The organism is Flavihumibacter fluminis (assembly GCF_021491375.1).
GTDB lineage: Bacteria > Bacteroidota > Bacteroidia > Chitinophagales > Chitinophagaceae > Flavihumibacter > Flavihumibacter fluminis.
On record NZ_JAKEVY010000004.1, the window covers coordinates 322,373 to 340,554 of the forward strand.

The window sequence follows — 18,182 nt, forward strand, 5'->3', positions numbered from 1 at the left end:
TCTCACATCTCACGTCTCACTTCTTACATATTGGTGCGAAATCGCTCCTTCCTGTAAAAGAGCATCTCGGTTATAAGTATCAGCAAAAGACTAATTCCGGTAGAAGCTCCTACTTTGCCAAGGAAATACCAGAAGTTGCCGAAGCTCATCCATTCCAGGAAAACCAGGTAACCATGGTGAACAAGTGTTAACACCACCACGAGTACCATGTAGGGTGCCCAGCCCATGCTGTTAATGGATGGAGCACCATAACTCTGTTCTGCTCCTTCCTGTCGGATCAGCAGATTCACCAGGAAGGGGCGCAGGTAAGCAATCATTACACAGGCCGCTGCATGTAACCCCGGCCACATCAGGAAATAATCCAGTGTCAGGCCGTACAAAAAGGCTACCACCATCAGCCAGGTTCTGCCCATATTAAATGGGAGCCAGAGAATAAATAGAAAGTAGAGATACGGAACAATGAATTGATGTAATGGCGGGATCTTGTGCAGGATAAAAACCTGAACCAGCAGAAAGAGCATTGCTCGCAGACTATGTTTCACAAAATCACTCATTCGTATTGCGGGTTGCGTTTTCCAGTTTCTGTTGTTCTTCCAGCTGTGTATTCTGCACTACGTAGACAAACTGCACCGTTGAAAAATTGGTACCTGTCTTAAGCCGCAGGTTGTAAAAATTTGTACTGGGATCATTCATTATACTATCCACCGTTCCGATCAAAATATTGGGTGGAAAAATTGAAGAAAGTTCACTGGTCAGCACAGAGTCTCCTTTCTGAATCTTCACACTTTTCGGGATATTCCGCATCTGTACAATACGGGGATTCAGTCCGTCCCAGCCGATCGAACCACGTTCTCCTGAATTTTTCAGTTTACCATCCACTTTGAACTGCCGGCTGATCATGGTCATTACAGTTGAGTAATTGGCACTTGTATTCACCACGCGGCCTACTACCCCATTTGAACCAATAACCGCCATATCTGGCCGAACACCCTGGTCAGAACCCCGATGTATTGTAATGAAATTGGTTTGAGTGGTGATAAAACTACCTACGACCTTGGCCTCCCGGTAGACATAGCGCTGAAAGGGTTTCAGTGAATCAAGCCGGATGGAATCCACGATCAGCTTTTGCGTAGTATCGGGCGACTGGTAATTGGATCGCAGCATTTCCCTGAGTGCTACGTTTTCCTTTACCAGGTTTTCATTCGCTTTTTTCAGCTTGAAATAATAGTCTACCGTATTGTACTGTTCATTTACCCTACCCGTGATCTCATTGGCAACTCCTGCAAATGCCGCTTCATGGAATTTATTATACCGAAAAAGGAAAGACAGTGCCAATGCCTGCAATGCCAGGAAGGACAAAAAATTAAAGTAACGCCGGATAAACAGGAAGATATTTCGCATATCTGTTAACGCATCACGAAGGGATAGCGGTCATAATTCTTCAACGCAATACCAGTACCACGAACCACGCTCTTCAGCGGATCATCCGCCACATGTACGGGCAGTTTGATTTTCTGACTCAATCGCTTATCCAGACCGCGTAGCAGGGCACCACCACCGGTAATATACAACCCTCTGCGGTAGATATCAGCAGCCAGCTCGGGCGGAGTGGTTTCCAGAGCTTTCAGGATGGCCTCTTCAATTTTAAAAATGCTCTTGTCCAGCGCCTCAGCAATTTCCTGGAAGCTCACCATGATCTGCTTGGGGATCCCGGTTACCAGGTCACGACCATTTACCGGGATATCATCTGGTGGATTGTCAAGGTCTTTCATCGCCGCTCCGATCTGGATTTTGATCTGCTCGGCAGTACGCTCACCGATTAACAGACTGTGATAACGACGAAGCGCTTCCATGATATCAGCGGTAAATTCATCCCCGGCGATACGGATACTCTGGTCGCAAACAATACCAGCCAGTGCGATCACGGTAATGCCGGTGGTACCACCGCCTATATCGATAATCATGTTACCAACGGGTTCTTCTACATCGATACCGATACCCAGGGCGGCCGCCATGGGCTCATGAATGAGATAAACCTCCTTGGCTCCTGCCTGTTCCGCACTATCGCGCACTGCTCTTTTCTCTACTTCCGTAATGGAAGAAGGAATACAGATCATCATACGCCAGCTGGGTGGGAACAGCGGTTTTTTGGGATAGATCATTTTGATCATTTCCCGTATCATAAGCTCGGCGGCGTTGAAGTCGGCAATTACTCCATCTTTCAGTGGCCTTACCGTGCGGATACTTTCATGCGTTTTTTCATGCATCATCAATGCACGCTTGCCAACGGCCAGCACATTCTTCGGGTTGTTCCGGTCGAGGGCAACAATCGAAGGTTCGTTCACTACAATTTCATCGTTATGTATGATTAGGGTATTGGCTGTACCCAGATCCATGGCAATTTCCTGGGTCAGAAAGTTGAATAATCCCATGTTGTTGAGGTCAAGATTTTAGTCAGGATATAATGTCAGCAAAATTGATGCAAATAATTCGATAAATCAAAGTAAGACACTTTGATTATCACTATTTTTTCCACAATATACTGAATTTCACTCCGCCGTGGCAGATGTCATCTATCAGAGTCCGCCATGACCTGCATATAATTTGATCGGTCCTTCCAGTTCAAGGGCCAGAACCGACATATAATCGTCCTTGACGTTGGTAGGAATGTCAATATATACTAGTCCGGGTACCTGGCTCCAGGAGATTTTACCCACTACCTTATGGGACAACTCCTGTCCGGTGCCTACCACCCGAATTGATTTGATCTTATTTACCAGGCCTTTGATCCAAACAGTTCCGGATGGCTTTCCAGCCAGAAAAAGATACAATTTGGTAGAATCTTTGGAAATCGTAGAGGGACCGTAAAAATGCCCGTGTGGCATACCGCCCTGTGTACCGAAAATGGCTTCTTCATGTTTGCGGTTCCATTTGCCAAGTTCTTTCAAAACGGTAACCTGCTGCGGGGGGATAGTTCCATCTTCCATTGGCCCGATATCCAGGAGCAAATTTCCACCGCTGCCGATGGCATCTGCAAAAATTGAAATGATTTCCGCAGGCGTTTTCCAGTTGGTATCACTGTGTTGGTATCCCCAATTGTTATTGATGGTCATACAGAGCTCCCACCAGCGACCCTTTGGTCGGTGCACCGGGGTGTTTTGTTCGGGTGTAGCGTAATCGCCATATCCCTGCAACCTGGAATTAATGATGGCACCCGGCTTTGACTCCAGGATCATTTTCCGGATTCCGGCCGCATCCCATTCCTCAGCACTATGCTCCCAATCTCCATCGAACCACCAGAGATCCGGTTTGAACTGCTGGCTGATTTCCTGGATCTGGGCTTTATTAAATCGGCTGAAACGGTTCCAGCGGGCAGTATCCTGTGCAACTTTATATCGACTGCTATCCTTCAGAAATCCGGGATAATCAGGATAAGACCAGTCAATTAGAGAAAAATAAGCGCCTCTTTTAAGCCCGTATTTGTCCAGCGCCTGGAAGAACGGTGTTAGTAAATCCCTTTTTGCAGGTGTATTTTTTACTGTACTGTAATGTTTTTGGGCTGTATTCCAAAGGGCGAGTCCGTCGTGGTGTTTGGTGGTGATCACGGCATATCGGGCACCACTTTCCTTGATAAGAGCAGCCCACGCATCCGGATTGTATTTACTGGCAGTAAATCCCTTCATTTGTTTCATGTACTCAGCGTGACTGATCTTCTTATTATGAAAACTCCAGCTTTCGTCTACGCCGTTTACTGCATACATCCCGTAATGAATGAAAATACCGAGCCTGGCATCGCCAAACCAGGCCATTTTTGCAGTGTCTCCACCGGGTTGTAGTTGTTGGGGAGTAAGTCCGGTTACTCCTGTTTGAGCCTGTAACGCCTGGAGGGAAATCGTTCCACTCAATGTAGCAAGCATAGCAATTGTTAGTGTTCTTTTCCAGTAGCCTTTTTTCATGTTGATTCAATTCAACGGCTAATGTACAGGATGCATACCGATGAGGCTGTTTCGATTTTCCTTATTCAGTCCAATATTTTACCAAGGTTACAACCTTGCTCAAAATCAATCCTTCTTGTGCCCGATCTGGCAAATAGGTAATTTTCTTTAAGGCAGATGATTCAACTGCTCAACGACAATGGACGATTAAAAAGACCACGTAAACGAAAAAACTCCCCTGGATTTCTCAGAAACCGACATACAATAGCATAAACTGGAAGAATCTTACTAGCAGTAAAAAGTGAAAGAATTCTCACGTCTCACATCTCACGTCTCACTTTACATTCCCCCAAAACCGAGACGTTTCTCCATTGTTGTATCCAGCTTTGGCAAGTGCCGGCGCTCTACCAGAAAACTCGTTAATTGAGCGATTTCGCGAAAGATATAATGCTTATCAACTGCACCTTTCAGGTAATCCTTACCCGTACTGCCTCCTGTGCCAATCCTGGTTCCGATCATACGATGTACCATGTTCATGTGACGATAACGCCAGGTACTCAGCTGCTCATCCATCTCAAGCAATACATTCAGTAACTGAAACGGCAATTGCAAAATAGGATACCCCCTGTACAACATTATAAACAATGCAGCCCTGGATGCCCTTGGAGATAATTGACGATTCTGCTGATCGGTCGAATCCTGCTTTTGCACCGTCCCAAACATATGGGCAAATGCATCGAGGTTGCCCTGCTCTTTTTCGGATAAACTTGAACGGTAGACAGCCGCATACTCCTCAAACCAGCCAGGGGCCTGCTCCAGGAATGGCATCCGCTCCAGCCATTCATTCAGTAAACTGATCAGGGATTGTTCAGACTCAATTCGTTTAATCAGGGCTACCTGCTCCGGACGCAACTGCGACAAGTAATATTCCTGGCCATGCCGCTGTTCGAATCGGAGTCCCAGCCTGGCTTCCAGCCCCTTAAATTGCCAGCTCTGAAATCCAGATGCCGGTCGCAGCATGTCTCTGAAATCCAGGAAATCCATAGGAGTCATCGTTTCCATCACGTCAATCTGCTGAACAAGCAACTTCAGGATGGTTACCGTGCGCTGCAACCGATGAACTACGGTTTGCAGTTCAGGAGAATTATCGTTTAGGGATGGCTGTTGCAGAATCGCATGCACACTATCTACTTCATACATGATCTGCTTGAACCACAATTCATAGGCCTGGTGAATGATGATGAACAACATTTCATCATGTGCTGGCTGCTGCTGCAATTCACTTTCAGGTTGCTGAGCTCCCAGAATCTTTTCCAACTGCAGATAATCAGAATAGTGCACAGGTTTCATTGCAATCAGATTAGTTGAATTCATAACCGATATCGGTCCGGAAATACATGCCCTCAAAAGAAATTCTACCCAATACAGCCTTAGAGGCACCAACCGCTTCTTTAACAGAACTGCCATAGGAAGTAACACATAAAACCCTGCCCCCATTGGTCAACACTTCCCCATTTTTCTCAGCTGTACCCGCATGAAAAACCAAGGTATCAGAACCGGTTGCCTGCTCTAACCCATTAATTTTTTTGCCCTTTTCATAATCACCGGGATATCCACCGCTCACTGCCATAACAGTGCAGGCTACCCGTGAATCCTGTTCTACAGTTTGACGATCAAGCTCCTGGCGGGCGGTAGCCAGCATCAGTTCTACCAGGTCATTCTTTAAACGGGGCATCACAACTTCCGTTTCAGGGTCTCCCATCCGGCAATTGTATTCAATCACATATGGATCATCACCTACCTTTATCAGGCCTACAAAAATGAATCCCTTATAATCAATTTCTTCTTCCTTCAACCCTTTCACTGTTGGCTTCACCACCCGATCCACCACTTTCTGCATAAAGTCCGTTCCGGCAAACGGAACCGGGCTCACAGCTCCCATTCCTCCGGTATTCAACCCGGTATCGCCCTCACCAATTCTTTTATAATCTTTCGCCTCTGGCAGCAACACATAATCTTTCCCATCGGTCAGGACAAAAACAGATAATTCGATGCCTGACAAAAAAGCTTCTATCACCACCTTTTTGCTGGCATCTCCAAACTTGCTCTCACGGATCATGGAAGTGAATTCCCGGATGGCTTCCTCCTGATCGTTCAAAATCAGAACGCCCTTACCCGCTGCCAGACCATCTGCCTTCAATACTATCGGCAAACTGTGCTGACGGATATACTCAATCCCGGCTTCAAAATTATCCGCATTGAATTCGCGGTATGCTGCTGTGGGGATGGCGTGCCTTTCCATGAACGCTTTTGCAAAAGCCTTGGATCCTTCCAGCTGAGCACCAAAAGCAGCCGGACCAATCACTGGTACCGAATCCAATCTCAGTTCCTGGGCGACTTCCGTACTCAATGGAACCGGATTGTTTTTAAAATAATCAACCACACCTTTCACCAGCGGCTCTTCCGGTCCAACTATAATCAAATGAATCTCATTATCAAGGCAAAACTGGCGGATGGCAGGAAAATCAGTGATGGAAAGCGGAACATTTATACCGCAATTTGCCGTACCAGCATTTCCCGGGGCAATGTATAATGTATCACAAAGCGGACTTTGATTAAGTTTCCAGGCCATGGCATGCTCCCTGCCACCAGATCCGAGCAATAATATATTCATGATTTACTATTCGTTTCAGGGTGCGAAAATAGGGAAATGGTGCCAGCCCGCCGGTTTCCCATTTTTATCCTTATTTTCCGGCCCTGAACTACAGCCAATAAAACCGACAAACTCATGAGTCAAACGCAGATTGCTGCCCAAAAAAGTCATCCAAAAGGGCTTTACATTCTTTTTGCCACTGAAATGTGGGAGCGCTTCAATTACTATGGAATGCGCGCCGTACTGATACTATTCATGACTAAAGCCCTGCTTTTTGAAAAGGCATTTGCCTCCAATCTTTATGGTTCCTACACAGGTCTGGTATACCTCACTCCCTTAATCGGCGGCTTTATCGCGGATCGTTATTGGGGCAACAAGCGTTCCATAATCGCAGGGGGATTATTGATGGCCATGGGCGAATTCATCCTCTTTTTTTGTGGTAGCTTATATGCCTCCAGTCCGGACTTATCGCGTGTACTCTTTTTCTCGGGACTCGGTTTTATGATTGCTGGTAATGGATTTTTCAAGCCGAATATTTCTTCGCTGGTCGGCCAGTTATACCCCGATGGAGACCGTCGTAAAGACGCCGCCTATACCATTTTCTATATGGGAATCAATGTGGGTGGGGCATTAGGACCGATCGTTTGTGCCTTCCTTGGAGATACTGGTAATCCAGCCGACTTCAAATGGGCTTTTCTCGCAGGCGGTATCGCCATGTTGCTCAGTGTGGTTGTTCAATGGATCTTTCAGGAAAAATATGTTGTGGATCCCCAGGGAAAATCACTCGGGCTGGTACCAGCAGACTCTCCTAAATCATTTTCGAACCCATTGCTCGTAGGTACCGGTTTAGCTATTTTATCGGCACTGATGATAGGATTGCTATACATCGATGCCACTAAATTCTCCTTCCTAACCTACTTGTTGCTGGCCTCCGCAATTTTTATTATCGTTTTTATACTGTCTGACAAAACACTTACCAAGATTGAAAAAGAAAGGGTTATTGTGATTCTCATCGTTTCCTTCTTTGTGATCTTTTTCTGGAGTGCATTTGAACAAGCTGGCGCTTCACTTACCTTTTTTGCAGACGAACAAACCAATCGCGATTTGAACTGGGATATCCCAAAATGGATTATTTATCTCCTTGGAATAGCACTTGTTGTCTACCTTGGTCTTGTATTGAAAAAAGCCACAACGGCATTAGCAGGAACATTTGATAAACAACTTCGCATAACCGTTCAGGTATTACTGGCTGCAGCTATTGGCGCGATCGTTTACTTATTATTCCAGGTAGCCACCAACGGAACCGCTTCCATCTTCATTGGCACCATACCGGCCAGTGCTTTCGCCTCATTGAATTCTATCTACGTTGTCACTTTCGCACCTGTATTTGCCTGGTTATGGATTAAAATGGGTAAACGTGAGCCCTCCTCTCCAACCAAAATGGCTATTGGTCTGATGTTGCTTGCCCTGGGTTATCTCTGGATTGCACAGGGTGTTGATGGGGTTCAACCCGGCATTAAAGTAAGCATGATCTGGCTGCTCGGCATGTACGCAATGCACACCTGGGGTGAACTTTGTCTGTCTCCAATCGGACTTAGCCTGGTAAACAAATTAGCTCCGCTGAAATATGCAAGTCTGCTAATGGCAGTCTGGTTTCTCGCGAACGCCGTAGCCAATAAATTTGCCGGCGTACTGAGCGCCCTCTACCCCGATGGCAAAAGCACCTTCTTCCTCGGATATGAAATCGCCAACAACTACGATTTCTTCCTGCTCTTCGTTGGAATGGCGGGCGCTGCCTCACTTATCCTCTTTGGATTAACCAAGAAGTTGCAGAAGATGATGCACGAGAAAACGGAAGTATGAGTTATGAATTTTGAATTGAGAATTATGTACCCTAATAACTAATTTCTTAACTCATAATTCTCAATTCATTTTAAAATCTGGGTTTTTTCAACATTTTTTGTTGCCCCTTTTCTTTCTATTTTAAAAATATGGGAGCAAAGGAATTATTATTCAGAACGAGAGAGTTTGCTTTGAATGTTATTCAAATTTTAGACAAACTACCTGATTCAATAGGAAATAAAACAATTAAAAATCAATTGGTAAGATCTGCGACCGGAATGGCTGCCAACTATCGTGCATCAACCAAATCCCGATCTCTGAAAGAGTTTACAGCAAGACTGGGGGTGGTAATTGAGGAAGCAGACGAATCTTGGTTCTGGCTTGACCTGTTGGAAGTTTTGAATCCTAAACTTTCAGAAATATCGCTCCTTAAATCTGAAGCGTTTCAACTTACGGCAATATTTACCAGCTCCGTCAAAACAATTAAAAGGAATGCATGTGAAAAGGCACCAAATAATTCATAATTCCTAATTCACAATTCCTAATTGTTCTTAAAGGGAACAATCATCTCAAATGCCGGAATATCTACGGAAAAATTTTTACGGGAATCAAGGTTTTCCATTTGGTAGGTGCCAGACATGCGGCCCATTTCAGAGCGAAGATTACAACCACTTACGTACTGGTATCGGTCACCGGGATAAAGGACGGGTTGAACACCAACCACCCCTTCCCCTTCCACTTCGCGGTGCTCGCCATTGGAATCAAAAATGAACCAATGGCGGCGGTGCAGCTTAACAGGAAAGCTATTATGATTTTCAATGGTAATGCGGTAAGCGAACATGTATTCACCCGACATCGGATTAGAATAGTCGGGCTGATAAAACGTTTCCACACTCACCTCTATACCTTGTGTGGTTATACTGTTCATTCCGAAGAATTTGTTTAAAGGTATATAAAATCAACCGCTGGTGCCAGTTTTTGTTCATTTATTGGCAATTTCCTGCGCGTCCCGATGTACCTTTGCGCCACCTGACAATCATTCTTCAATTGTAAACATATGAAAATAGCTGTAGCCAAAGGTGATGGAATAGGCCCGGAAATCATGGATGCCGTTTTGCGCATTTTTGATGCAAACCAGGTTCCCCTCGAATATGAATTTGTTGAAATGGGTAAATGGGTGTTTGACAAAGGTTATTCCAACGGAATGACACCGGAAGCCCAGCAAACAATCGAAAATCTTTCAATCCTTTTCAAAGGCCCGATGGAAACCCCCAAGGGCAAAGGGGTAAAAAGCGTGAATGTTACCGCACGTAAAACCTGGAACACTTACGCTAATAAAAGAGCATTCCAAACACTTCATGGCGTGGATACCGTATTCAGCAAAGCTGGAATACCCATTGACCTCACCATCGTTCGTGAGAATATTGAAGATACCTATGGCGGCATCGAACATATGCTAACTCATGATGTGGCGCTCAGTCGCCGTTTCATCACCCGCCCCGGAAGCCTGCAGGTTATTAAATATGCCTTTGAAATGGCCAGCAAAAACGGCGCCCGCCGGATTACTTGTGGTCACAAGGCAAACATTATGAAAATTACCGATGGATTGTTCCTGGAGGTATTTTATGAAGTTGCCAAACAGTATCCGCACCTGAAAGCCGATGATGTTATTGTAGATGATCTCTGTATGAAACTGGTGAGCCGCCCCAATGAATTTGACGTGGTGGTACTGACCAACCTTCAAGGAGATATTGTGAGTGATTTGTGTGCCGGACTGGTAGGCGGACTTGGGTTTGCCCCCTCTGCCAATATCGGTGATCACATCTGTATTTTCGAGGCAGTTCATGGAACCGCTCCGGATATCGCAGGAAAAAATATTGCCAATCCAACAGCCCTTTTGCTAAGTGGCATCGCTATGCTTCGTCACCTTGGACTTATGGAAAGTGCAGCTGTAATCGAAAACGCATTGTTGTACACGCTGGAATCAGGTGTGCATACGGGTGATTTCGGCGACAAAACCAAACCTTCCGTTAATACCACAGAATTTGCTGACGCGATTATCGGCAATATCGGTAAAACTCCTGCACACGGTGCCCGTCCAATTCTGCCGAATAAACCGGTAACCCAAACCGTTTACAAGTTGGAGAAGAACCCGCTTATCATGTCGGAAGAACTGGAAAATGAAATGATTGTAGGGGTGGATATGTTCATTGAAAGCTTTGAACAGCCCCAGGAAGTTGCAGATAAATGCCTGAAGCATACCGGCGACCTTTTTAAGCTGGTTACCATTAGCAACCGGGGCACCCAGGTTTGGCCTAAAGGCTCTGTCTTCACCAATCTTATCAACCAATATCGCTGCCGTTTCGAAAGTATTGGAGAAGCACCACTTACACAAATAGATGTGCTGGAATTATACAAGCGTCTCATGGTTGATTTTAAAATCTGTTCAACTGAATTGCTGAACATGTGGGATGGCAAGAAGGCTTACAGCCTTGCGCAGGGACAATAATGTGAGACGTGAGACGTGAGACGTGAAATGTGAAAAAATGCCGGTTTTGATGGAGCCGGCATTTTTAATTGAAAACCAATCAGAAGGGTAATTTGCGGGTAATGGCGAAGGAGACAAAGGAAACCGCTACCATCGTGATGATAGCCAGGAGTAGCAACAAACGACCTCTTCGTTCAACTTCCGGATTTTTGTCACGTCTACCCTCATACCAGGTATAACCACTATACAACGATAACAGTACGGCACAAACGAAGATCAGCTGGTAAAGTCCCCAGGCCGCTCCTCCGGCATCTAACAAGAAGATTTTTAATAAGCTCATGTAAATAATTGAGTTGCGGCAGGCTGATCAGCCACCCATTTTTTTGGTTTTGGCATATCCGTTTTTCAGCAACCAGGCCAGTACTTTATCCCGCTGGTCTCCCTGCACCAGGATTTCACCTTCTTTTGCGGAGCCGCCCGTTCCACAATAGTTTTTTAATTGTTTTCCCAGGCTTTCAAGATCCTCATCGGTACCAATAAAGCCCGTAACCACCGTTACCGCCTTTCCTCCTCGCTGCTTGGTTTCAAGCCGAACCCGCAATACCTGTTGCGAAGGAGCCAGTGTTTCCTGGGAATGCTGCTCCTCCTCCATCCTGAAATTCGGATCCGTCGAATAAACAAACCCGAATTTATCTCCTTTATGTTTCTTACTCATAGTTGTTTTTTTCATCTCACGTCTCACATCTCACGTCTCAGTTCCTCATCGCTTTCAAACTCAAATCCACACTTTTCGCCTGGTGTATCAAGGCACCAACACTTACATAATCTACCCCGGTTTTTGCATACTCAAGTAAGTTAGTAAGATTGATTCCTCCACTCGCCTCTGTTTCAAAATCCTTTCCTATCATAGGCAGTGCCTTTATTATCATATCCGGAGTAAAATTATCGAGCATGATTCGAAATACTTTTCCTCTCCCGCAGGCCACCAATTCTTCCACATCCGCCAAGCTCCTTGTTTCCACTTCAATTTGCAGTCCGGGTGCCTTATCCTGAACATATTGCCAGGCTTTTTCTACGGCCTTTGTTATACCTCCACAATAATCAATATGATTATCTTTCAACATAATCATATCATAAAGGGCAAACCGGTGATTCACTCCTCCTCCGATGGCAACCGCCCATTTTTCAAATAACCTGAAATTGGGAGTTGTCTTTCGGGTATCCAACACCTTTGTATGATAGCCTTGCAATTTTTCAGTGTATTGACGGGTTAATCCAGCAATCCCGCTCATCCGCTGCATACAGTTTAGTACCAGTCGCTCACATTGCAGAATCGTATGTACACGCGCGTCTACTTCAAAGGCGATTTCACCATTCCGCATAATATCCCCATCTTTTTTAAAAAGCCTGAAGACAGCATCCGGTTCAACTAATTTGAAGATTCGCTCTGCGGCCTCTACACCAGCCAACACTCCATCCTCCTTGATTTTGAGCACAGCTGTTCCCTTTTCCGTAGGAGGAATGCAACATAGCGTGGAATGATCACCGGTACCAATATCTTCCTGCAAAGCATCTTTTACCAGTTTTTCAAACAAGGCATCAAAATTCTTCATAGCCTCAAAGATAGGGACTTAGTTCCCTCAGCCCACCCCGCCGGGGCAGGTGCCACTCCACCAAGACAGATACCAACTAAACGGTGCAGTGAAGGAAGCGGGCATAAAAAATCCCCGCACGAAGCGGGGATCACAGCTTTCAATCAGAATATTGTATCTACATATATATGGAGGTCTAACTCATACTTCTCACTTCTTACTTCCATTCATTCTTCCATAAACCTCATTTCCTGCAAATAAGCCTTTTCTCCCTTCTGTTTTAGAAACAGGGTGGTTCGATAACTGCCGTTATTGGTCTGAAGAACGCCAATCAGGAAATTGGATCCATTGTTTTCTCCATGATGTTTCAATTCAAAGGTTTTTACTCCTCCGGTTGAAGTAAAAAAATCCTTAATTACCATCACCGCCTGACTTCTGCTATAATTATCACTTTTTTCAGGAAGGGTGATGTCAACCCTGGAATCAAAATACCGGGATAACTGTGCAGCATCCCCCAATTTCAATGCCACAAGAACGGAATCCAGTTCGGCACCGGTTTTAAACGCGGATACCAGAACCATGGTACTCAATAGGATAATTGTATAAAATGCTTTCATACCTGAACTTTTTACGGTCGCAGTATTTCAGAGGGGATCGGAATAATTACGAATACCCAACTATTACCCAAAAGTGTGCCAACTTGCAAAATCCCACTACCTCTCCTCCAGATGCCTGATTTTTACCTAGTTTTACGAACCAGAAACAAGCAGAACCGAATAAAAAAATGAAAAAAGCAATCCTTATAATCATGGATGGATGGGGCCTTGGCAAAGTAGCTTCAAGTGATGCCATCCAGCACGCACATGTACCTTTTGTCTCCGGTTTATATAAAAAATACCCACACACCACAGTAATTACCTGCGGAGAAGCGGTCGGACTCCCGGATGGGCAGATGGGCAATAGTGAAGTAGGCCACCTCAATCTGGGTGCTGGCAGAATCGTTTACCAGGAGTTGCAACGAATTAATGTAGCCATCCGGGATGGGCAGTTTCAACAGAACCCAACCCTTCTTAACGCCATCCGGTATGCGAAAGAAAACAACAAACCACTGCACCTGCTGGGGCTTGTAAGTGATGGGGGAGTGCATTCTCATACCAATCACCTCAAAGCAATTGTGAGCGTTTGCAAGCAGGAAGGACTTGAAAATGTTTTTATTCATGCTTTCACTGACGGGCGCGATACCGACCCCAAAAGTGGTCTTTCCTACCTTACCGGTCTGCAGGCACACCTGGATCAGACTACAGGCAAAATTGCAACTGTTAGTGGAAGATACTATGCAATGGACCGCGACAAACGCTGGGAGCGGGTGAAACTAGCCTATGATGCACTGGTTAGAGGAATCGGGGAAACTGCAACAAATGCCCTGTCTGCTGTTCAGGCTTCCTATGACAATAATATTACCGATGAATTTTTAAAGCCGACTATCATCACGAATGAGAAAGGTGCACCACTGGCAACCATTCATTCCGGTGATGCCGTAATCTGTTTCAATTTCCGGACCGATCGCTGCCGCGAAATCACGGAAGCCTTATCACAAAAGAATTTCCCGGATCATGGAATGCATACCCTGCAATTGCATTACACTACCATGACGGAATATGACAAGACCTTTCAAAATGTACAGGTAATTTTCGAAACCGATAACCTCAATAATACAATTGGCGAGGTACTGGCAGCTCATGGTAAAAAGCAGATCCGTATCGCTGAAACAGAAAAATATCCGCATGTCACCTTTTTCTTCAGTGGCGGACGGGAACTTCCTTTTGAGGGTGAATCGCGTATCCTGAAACCTTCTCCAAAAGTTGCCACTTACGATCTGCAACCGGAAATGAGTGCATTTGATCTTACAGATGCCCTGCTCCCTGAAATCGAGGCAGAATCCGCTGATTTTATATGTCTCAATTATGCCAATGCGGATATGGTTGGCCATACCGGAATTTTCCCGGCAGCCATCAAAGCAGTGGAAACTGTTGATACATGTGTGGAGCGGGTTGTAACCGCCGGGCTGGAACATGGATATACCATTTTCCTGACTGCCGACCATGGTAATGCAGATTATATGGTGAATGAAGATGGAAGTCCGAATACCGCCCATACCCTGAACCCCGTGCCACTTTTCATAATTGATAAGGAATGGAAAGGTGAAATTAGTCCGGGTAAACTCGGTGATATTGCCCCCACTATTCTAACCTTTATGGGACTTCCCGTGCCTGCTGAAATGACTGGAAACTGCCTGGCAAAACCCTAATTCTACCAATATGATAAGGAAGATCCTCCTAGTTTTATTAGCGGCATTTATTGTAATGCAGGTGATACGCCCCAAACTGGATAACAAAAGTGGAGCTGTTACGAATTCCATTGCCACCATAACCAGTATCCCTGAAGAAACAGATCAGCTCCTGCGAAGCAGTTGCTACGATTGTCATAGTAATACAACTGTTTATCCCTGGTACTCGCACATACAACCTGTTGGCTGGTGGTTGGACGACCACGTGAACGAAGGCAAGAAGGAGCTCAATTTTGATGAATTCACCACCTATTCTCTCAGAAGGCAATACCATAAGCTGGAGGAGGTAGTTGAACAGGTTAAGGAAAAAGAAATGCCACTGAATTCCTATACCTGGATTCATAAAGACGCCGACCTCACAGCTGAACAAAGGCAGCAATTGATAAACTGGGCGGACAAGCTAATCGCTGATATGAAAAGCAAGTATCCGCTGGACAGTCTTATAAAAAAGTAGCAGGTTGAAAGCAATTCCATCCATATCACGATGGATCGCTGCAGCCGGACTGTTAATGCTCATGCTGCCGCTTTTTTTGTCGGTGTTTCATCAGTTACACCAACAATCGGTCAGGTATAAAATGCAGGCTGAATTGCAGGGTACGGAACTTACTACCGTGTTGTTGCAACCGGAAGAACTCAGGTGGCTCAAACCTGGAAAAGAGATCTGGCTGAACAACAGTTTTTTTGATGTACTCTCCATTGACTCCAGCAGTTTACCCTGGAAAGTACTGGGGCTATACGACCCTGAAGACACCAAACTCCATATGAAGATCATTCGACTGCTTCATAAGGAACATAACCAGGAAGACCGTTCCCTGCAGGCAATAGCCGGCTTCTGGTCAATCTGGTGCCAGCTTCCAACAGAATGGACACCCACCTCACCTGGGATAATCGAAAAGACAGTTCAATATTCTTTAGTCCGGATCAACATTACTGATTGTATGATTCCAACAGATTGTCCCCCACCCTGGGCCACCTTGTATCAGAGCTAATCAAGGTTGTTCACATTAAATAAGTTACATGAAAGATCACAGCACAAAAAAGGCTGGCAGAATCTTTCGGCTATTCCTATATGTTGTAGTATCAGGAACAGTTCCGTTATTCTATCAGCCTGCAGTTGCTCAACAAAATAAAGACACCACACAAAAAATACATGAACTGGGAGAAGTGGTGATCTCCTTCAACAAATGGGAACAGCAGCTGAATGAGGTTCCCAACAAAATTACCAAAATCAATCGGACCCAGATCCAGCTGCAGCAACCACAAACGGCAGCGGATATGCTGGCTCAAAGCGGATCCGTATTCATCCAGAAAAGCCAGCTTGGAGGAGGCAGCCCTATGATCCGGGGATTTGCCACGAACCGGGTACTATTGGTAGTGGATGGAGTTCGCATGAACAATGCCATCTTCAGAAGCGGAAATCTGCAGAATGTGATAAGTATAGACCCTCTTACACTGGAGGCAGCAGAAGTGGTTTTTGGTCCGGGCAGCCTGATTTACGGATCCGATGCCATAGGAGGTGTAATGGATTTTCATACACTGGAACCCCGATTCAGTGCAGATTCAAGCTTGCTGGTGAGAGGTGCTGTGCAGGCACGTTACTCCAGCGCGAACAATGAGAATACAATACATGCCGACTGGAATATAGCCGGGAAAAAACTTTCCTGGTTGTCATCCGTCACCTACAGCAGGTTCGACGATCTGAAAATGGGAAAACATGGCGGACAGGATAGCTACCTGCGCCCGGAGTATGTCATCCGTCTAAATAACCGGGATACCATTCTGACCAACTCGGATCCCCGTATTCAGCGGTTTTCAGGATATGAACAATGGAACCTGATGCAGAAACTAAACTACCGGATCACAGATAAGATGAGACTTCAATACAGTTTTATCTATGGAGGTACAGGTACCCATCCCCGTTATGATCGTTTGATACAGTACCGTTCCGGAAGGTTGCGCTTTGCAGAATGGAATTATGGGCCCATGCTTTGGCGAATGCATACGCTGCATTTTCTGAGTAATCAAAAAAAAGCACTTTATGATAACCTGCGAATTACCGCAGGGTACCAGAATTATGCAGAGAGCCGCCTGGATCGTACATTCAACCGAACCATCCGGAATCGACAGGAAGAAATGGTAGATGCCGTCTCCGCCAATCTGGACGCGGTCAAATCAGTCGGAAAGGGTCATTTGTACTGGGGCGCCGAATACGTATACAACAAAGTAGGATCAACCGGCAACACAACGGATATTGAAACAGGGGAAACTACTTCTTCCGTAAGTCGGTATCCTGATAACAGCAACTGGTATACGGCTGGCTTGTATGGAAGTTATAAAATCAACTTACGGGAAGATCTTACCTTAACTTCGGGTATCCGTTACAGTTACAATGGCCTGAATGCACGCTTCAACAATCAATTCATCCCTTTCCCCTACGAAAAAGCGGCTATAAAAAAAGGGGCCTTTATTTTCAATCTGGGAACCGTTTATCGTCCAACCGGCAACTGGCAATTGCATGCCCATGTTTCAAGGGGTTATCGTATGCCGAATATTGACGATATCGGAAAACTGTTTGAATCCGCTCCCGGGAACCTGACGGTACCCAATCCTGGACTTGAACCCGAATATGCCTGGAATATGGAAATGGGAGTTGCCTATGATATCCAGGCTATTCCGGAGCAGCGGCCGGCTGGAAGACTGGAACTGACAGGCTTTTATACAATCCTCGAAAATGCCATCGCACTTAGACCATTTCAGTTCAATGGCCGTGATTCCCTTGTTTTTGATGGAGTGAATAGCCAGGTAAATGCGCTACAGAACCTGGCCAGGGCAACTGTTTGGGGTGTCCAGGCGGCTGCCGCCATTCCCCTGCATCGCTGGTGGATACTGCGAATGAATGCCAATTATACCTGGGGCCGGGAAACGGATGATGCCATTGGATCGGATAAACAGGTTCCGTTACGCCATGCACCGCCCTTTTTCGGCAACCTGGCCATCCAGTATAACCGATCCGCATTTACCATGGAAGCCACCCTGGTGTATAACAGTTCAATCAGTGCTGAAAACCTGGCACCATCAGAGCAGGCTAAAACCGATATCTATGCGGCTGACAGAAATGGAAACCCGTACAGCCCGAAATGGTATACCCTTAATCTGAAGGGAAGTTATCGGGTTACTCCGGTATTTGTTCTGAGCCTGGGCTGGGAAAATATGACCAACCAGCGATACCGCCCCTACTCCAGTGGAATAGTGGCTGCCGGTTCTAACCTGGTTGCCAGCCTGAGGGCGTCTTTTTAAGGTATTATTGGCCGGAAGCCTTGTAGAA

At 45.6% G+C, this 18,182-nt stretch carries 18 protein-coding genes; 7 read left to right on the forward strand and 11 right to left on the reverse strand.

From position 1 onward, the window contains the following. Nucleotides 1–23: 23 nt before the first annotated feature. The 6 genes from L0U88_RS16595 to purD all read right to left on the reverse strand — a co-directional run bounded on the left by L0U88_RS16595 (nucleotide 24) and on the right by purD (nucleotide 6,609). Nucleotides 24–554, reverse strand: a complete 531-nt coding sequence (locus tag L0U88_RS16595) for a rod shape-determining protein MreD (RefSeq protein WP_234867298.1) — start codon at nucleotides 552–554, stop codon at nucleotides 24–26. Next, nucleotides 547–1,401, reverse strand: a complete 855-nt coding sequence (gene mreC / locus L0U88_RS16600; RefSeq protein ID WP_234867300.1) for a rod shape-determining protein MreC — start codon at nucleotides 1,399–1,401, stop codon at nucleotides 547–549. The genes L0U88_RS16595 and mreC overlap by 8 nt, the downstream gene beginning before the upstream one ends. 5 nt (nucleotides 1,402–1,406) lie before the next feature. Continuing rightward, nucleotides 1,407–2,432: a rod shape-determining protein gene (locus tag L0U88_RS16605; RefSeq protein ID WP_234867301.1), complete on the reverse strand. Its 1,026-nt coding sequence runs from the start codon at nucleotides 2,430–2,432 to the stop codon at nucleotides 1,407–1,409. A 144-nt stretch (nucleotides 2,433–2,576) separates the two neighbouring features. Further along, nucleotides 2,577–3,956 carry an alpha-L-fucosidase gene (locus tag L0U88_RS16610; protein WP_234867303.1) on the reverse strand — a complete coding sequence of 460 codons (1,380 nt, stop codon included), beginning with the start codon at nucleotides 3,954–3,956 and terminating at the stop codon, nucleotides 2,577–2,579. Between the two features lie 318 nt (nucleotides 3,957–4,274). After that, nucleotides 4,275–5,285: a tryptophan 2,3-dioxygenase gene (locus tag L0U88_RS16615; RefSeq protein WP_234867305.1), complete on the reverse strand. Its 1,011-nt coding sequence runs from the start codon at nucleotides 5,283–5,285 to the stop codon at nucleotides 4,275–4,277. Between the two features lie 10 nt (nucleotides 5,286–5,295). Then, on the reverse strand, nucleotides 5,296–6,609 hold the full coding sequence (gene purD / locus L0U88_RS16620; RefSeq protein ID WP_234867307.1) for a phosphoribosylamine--glycine ligase: 1,314 nt from the start codon (nucleotides 6,607–6,609) through the stop codon (nucleotides 5,296–5,298). A gap of 114 nt (nucleotides 6,610–6,723) precedes the next feature. Between purD and L0U88_RS16625 the strand changes: the two genes are divergently transcribed. Both L0U88_RS16625 and L0U88_RS16630 read left to right on the forward strand, forming a co-directional pair. Beyond that, the gene (locus tag L0U88_RS16625) at nucleotides 6,724–8,451 is read left to right on the forward strand and encodes a peptide MFS transporter (RefSeq protein WP_234867309.1); all 1,728 of its coding nucleotides are present in this window, start codon (nucleotides 6,724–6,726) and stop codon (nucleotides 8,449–8,451) included. 128 nt (nucleotides 8,452–8,579) lie between these two features. Beyond that, nucleotides 8,580–8,954, forward strand: a complete 375-nt coding sequence (locus tag L0U88_RS16630) for a four helix bundle protein (RefSeq protein WP_234867311.1) — start codon at nucleotides 8,580–8,582, stop codon at nucleotides 8,952–8,954. A gap of 17 nt (nucleotides 8,955–8,971) precedes the next feature. On the opposite strand, the gene apaG is transcribed toward L0U88_RS16630, so the two are convergent. Further along, nucleotides 8,972–9,358, reverse strand: coding sequence for a Co2+/Mg2+ efflux protein ApaG (gene apaG / locus L0U88_RS16635; RefSeq protein WP_234867313.1), 387 nt, complete (start codon nucleotides 9,356–9,358; stop codon nucleotides 8,972–8,974). Nucleotides 9,359–9,487: 129 nt separating this feature from the next. Between apaG and L0U88_RS16640 the strand changes: the two genes are divergently transcribed. Next, nucleotides 9,488–10,939: an NADP-dependent isocitrate dehydrogenase gene (locus L0U88_RS16640; RefSeq protein WP_234867314.1), complete on the forward strand. Its 1,452-nt coding sequence runs from the start codon at nucleotides 9,488–9,490 to the stop codon at nucleotides 10,937–10,939. A gap of 79 nt (nucleotides 10,940–11,018) precedes the next feature. Here L0U88_RS16640 and L0U88_RS16645 read toward each other — a convergent pair whose 3' ends face one another. From L0U88_RS16645 to L0U88_RS16660, 4 genes are all read right to left on the reverse strand, one after another. Next, a complete protein-coding gene (locus L0U88_RS16645) occupies nucleotides 11,019–11,258 on the reverse strand; it encodes a hypothetical protein (RefSeq protein WP_234867316.1) in 240 nt (79 codons plus the stop codon). A gap of 27 nt (nucleotides 11,259–11,285) precedes the next feature. After that, nucleotides 11,286–11,633, reverse strand: a complete 348-nt coding sequence (locus L0U88_RS16650; RefSeq protein WP_234867318.1) for a translation initiation factor — start codon at nucleotides 11,631–11,633, stop codon at nucleotides 11,286–11,288. Nucleotides 11,634–11,670: 37 nt separating this feature from the next. Further along, complete coding sequence (gene nadC, locus L0U88_RS16655) at nucleotides 11,671–12,531, reverse strand: carboxylating nicotinate-nucleotide diphosphorylase (protein ID WP_234867320.1); 861 nt, start codon at nucleotides 12,529–12,531, stop codon at nucleotides 11,671–11,673. A 206-nt stretch (nucleotides 12,532–12,737) separates the two neighbouring features. Continuing rightward, entirely contained in the window at nucleotides 12,738–13,127 is a 390-nt protein-coding gene (locus L0U88_RS16660) for a DUF4783 domain-containing protein (protein WP_234867322.1), read from the reverse strand. A gap of 167 nt (nucleotides 13,128–13,294) precedes the next feature. Between L0U88_RS16660 and gpmI the strand changes: the two genes are divergently transcribed. Genes gpmI through L0U88_RS16680 form a run of 4 tightly spaced genes read left to right on the forward strand, consistent with a single transcriptional unit; the run spans nucleotide 13,295 to nucleotide 18,154 of the window. Continuing rightward, the gene (gpmI, locus tag L0U88_RS16665; protein WP_234867324.1) at nucleotides 13,295–14,818 is read left to right on the forward strand and encodes a 2,3-bisphosphoglycerate-independent phosphoglycerate mutase; all 1,524 of its coding nucleotides are present in this window, start codon (nucleotides 13,295–13,297) and stop codon (nucleotides 14,816–14,818) included. A 10-nt stretch (nucleotides 14,819–14,828) separates the two neighbouring features. Continuing rightward, the gene (locus L0U88_RS16670; RefSeq protein WP_234867326.1) at nucleotides 14,829–15,311 is read left to right on the forward strand and encodes a heme-binding domain-containing protein; all 483 of its coding nucleotides are present in this window, start codon (nucleotides 14,829–14,831) and stop codon (nucleotides 15,309–15,311) included. A 4-nt stretch (nucleotides 15,312–15,315) separates the two neighbouring features. Then, nucleotides 15,316–15,846 (forward strand): hypothetical protein, encoded by a 531-nt coding sequence (locus tag L0U88_RS16675; protein ID WP_234867327.1) that lies wholly within the window; start codon nucleotides 15,316–15,318, stop codon nucleotides 15,844–15,846. Between the two features lie 28 nt (nucleotides 15,847–15,874). Further along, on the forward strand, nucleotides 15,875–18,154 hold the full coding sequence (locus tag L0U88_RS16680) for a TonB-dependent receptor plug domain-containing protein (RefSeq protein ID WP_234867329.1): 2,280 nt from the start codon (nucleotides 15,875–15,877) through the stop codon (nucleotides 18,152–18,154). Nucleotides 18,155–18,182 lie beyond the last annotated feature (28 nt).

Coding starts and splice junctions, on each gene's coding strand:
- L0U88_RS16595 (WP_234867298.1), bottom strand. CDS start 554: ATGAGTGATTTTGTGAAACATAGTCTGCGAGCAATGCTCTTTCTGCTG.
- mreC (WP_234867300.1), bottom strand. CDS start 1,401: ATGCGAAATATCTTCCTGTTTATCCGGCGTTACTTTAATTTTTTGTCC.
- L0U88_RS16605 (WP_234867301.1), bottom strand. CDS start 2,432: ATGGGATTATTCAACTTTCTGACCCAGGAAATTGCCATGGATCTGGGT.
- L0U88_RS16610 (WP_234867303.1), bottom strand. CDS start 3,956: ATGAAAAAAGGCTACTGGAAAAGAACACTAACAATTGCTATGCTTGCT.
- L0U88_RS16615 (WP_234867305.1), bottom strand. CDS start 5,285: ATGAAACCTGTGCACTATTCTGATTATCTGCAGTTGGAAAAGATTCTG.
- purD (WP_234867307.1), bottom strand. CDS start 6,609: ATGAATATATTATTGCTCGGATCTGGTGGCAGGGAGCATGCCATGGCC.
- L0U88_RS16625 (WP_234867309.1), top strand. CDS start 6,724: ATGAGTCAAACGCAGATTGCTGCCCAAAAAAGTCATCCAAAAGGGCTT.
- L0U88_RS16630 (WP_234867311.1), top strand. CDS start 8,580: ATGGGAGCAAAGGAATTATTATTCAGAACGAGAGAGTTTGCTTTGAAT.
- apaG (WP_234867313.1), bottom strand. CDS start 9,358: ATGAACAGTATAACCACACAAGGTATAGAGGTGAGTGTGGAAACGTTT.
- L0U88_RS16640 (WP_234867314.1), top strand. CDS start 9,488: ATGAAAATAGCTGTAGCCAAAGGTGATGGAATAGGCCCGGAAATCATG.
- L0U88_RS16645 (WP_234867316.1), bottom strand. CDS start 11,258: ATGAGCTTATTAAAAATCTTCTTGTTAGATGCCGGAGGAGCGGCCTGG.
- L0U88_RS16650 (WP_234867318.1), bottom strand. CDS start 11,633: ATGAGTAAGAAACATAAAGGAGATAAATTCGGGTTTGTTTATTCGACG.
- nadC (WP_234867320.1), bottom strand. CDS start 12,531: ATGAAGAATTTTGATGCCTTGTTTGAAAAACTGGTAAAAGATGCTTTG.
- L0U88_RS16660 (WP_234867322.1), bottom strand. CDS start 13,127: ATGAAAGCATTTTATACAATTATCCTATTGAGTACCATGGTTCTGGTA.
- gpmI (WP_234867324.1), top strand. CDS start 13,295: ATGAAAAAAGCAATCCTTATAATCATGGATGGATGGGGCCTTGGCAAA.
- L0U88_RS16670 (WP_234867326.1), top strand. CDS start 14,829: ATGATAAGGAAGATCCTCCTAGTTTTATTAGCGGCATTTATTGTAATG.
- L0U88_RS16680 (WP_234867329.1), top strand. CDS start 15,875: ATGAAAGATCACAGCACAAAAAAGGCTGGCAGAATCTTTCGGCTATTC.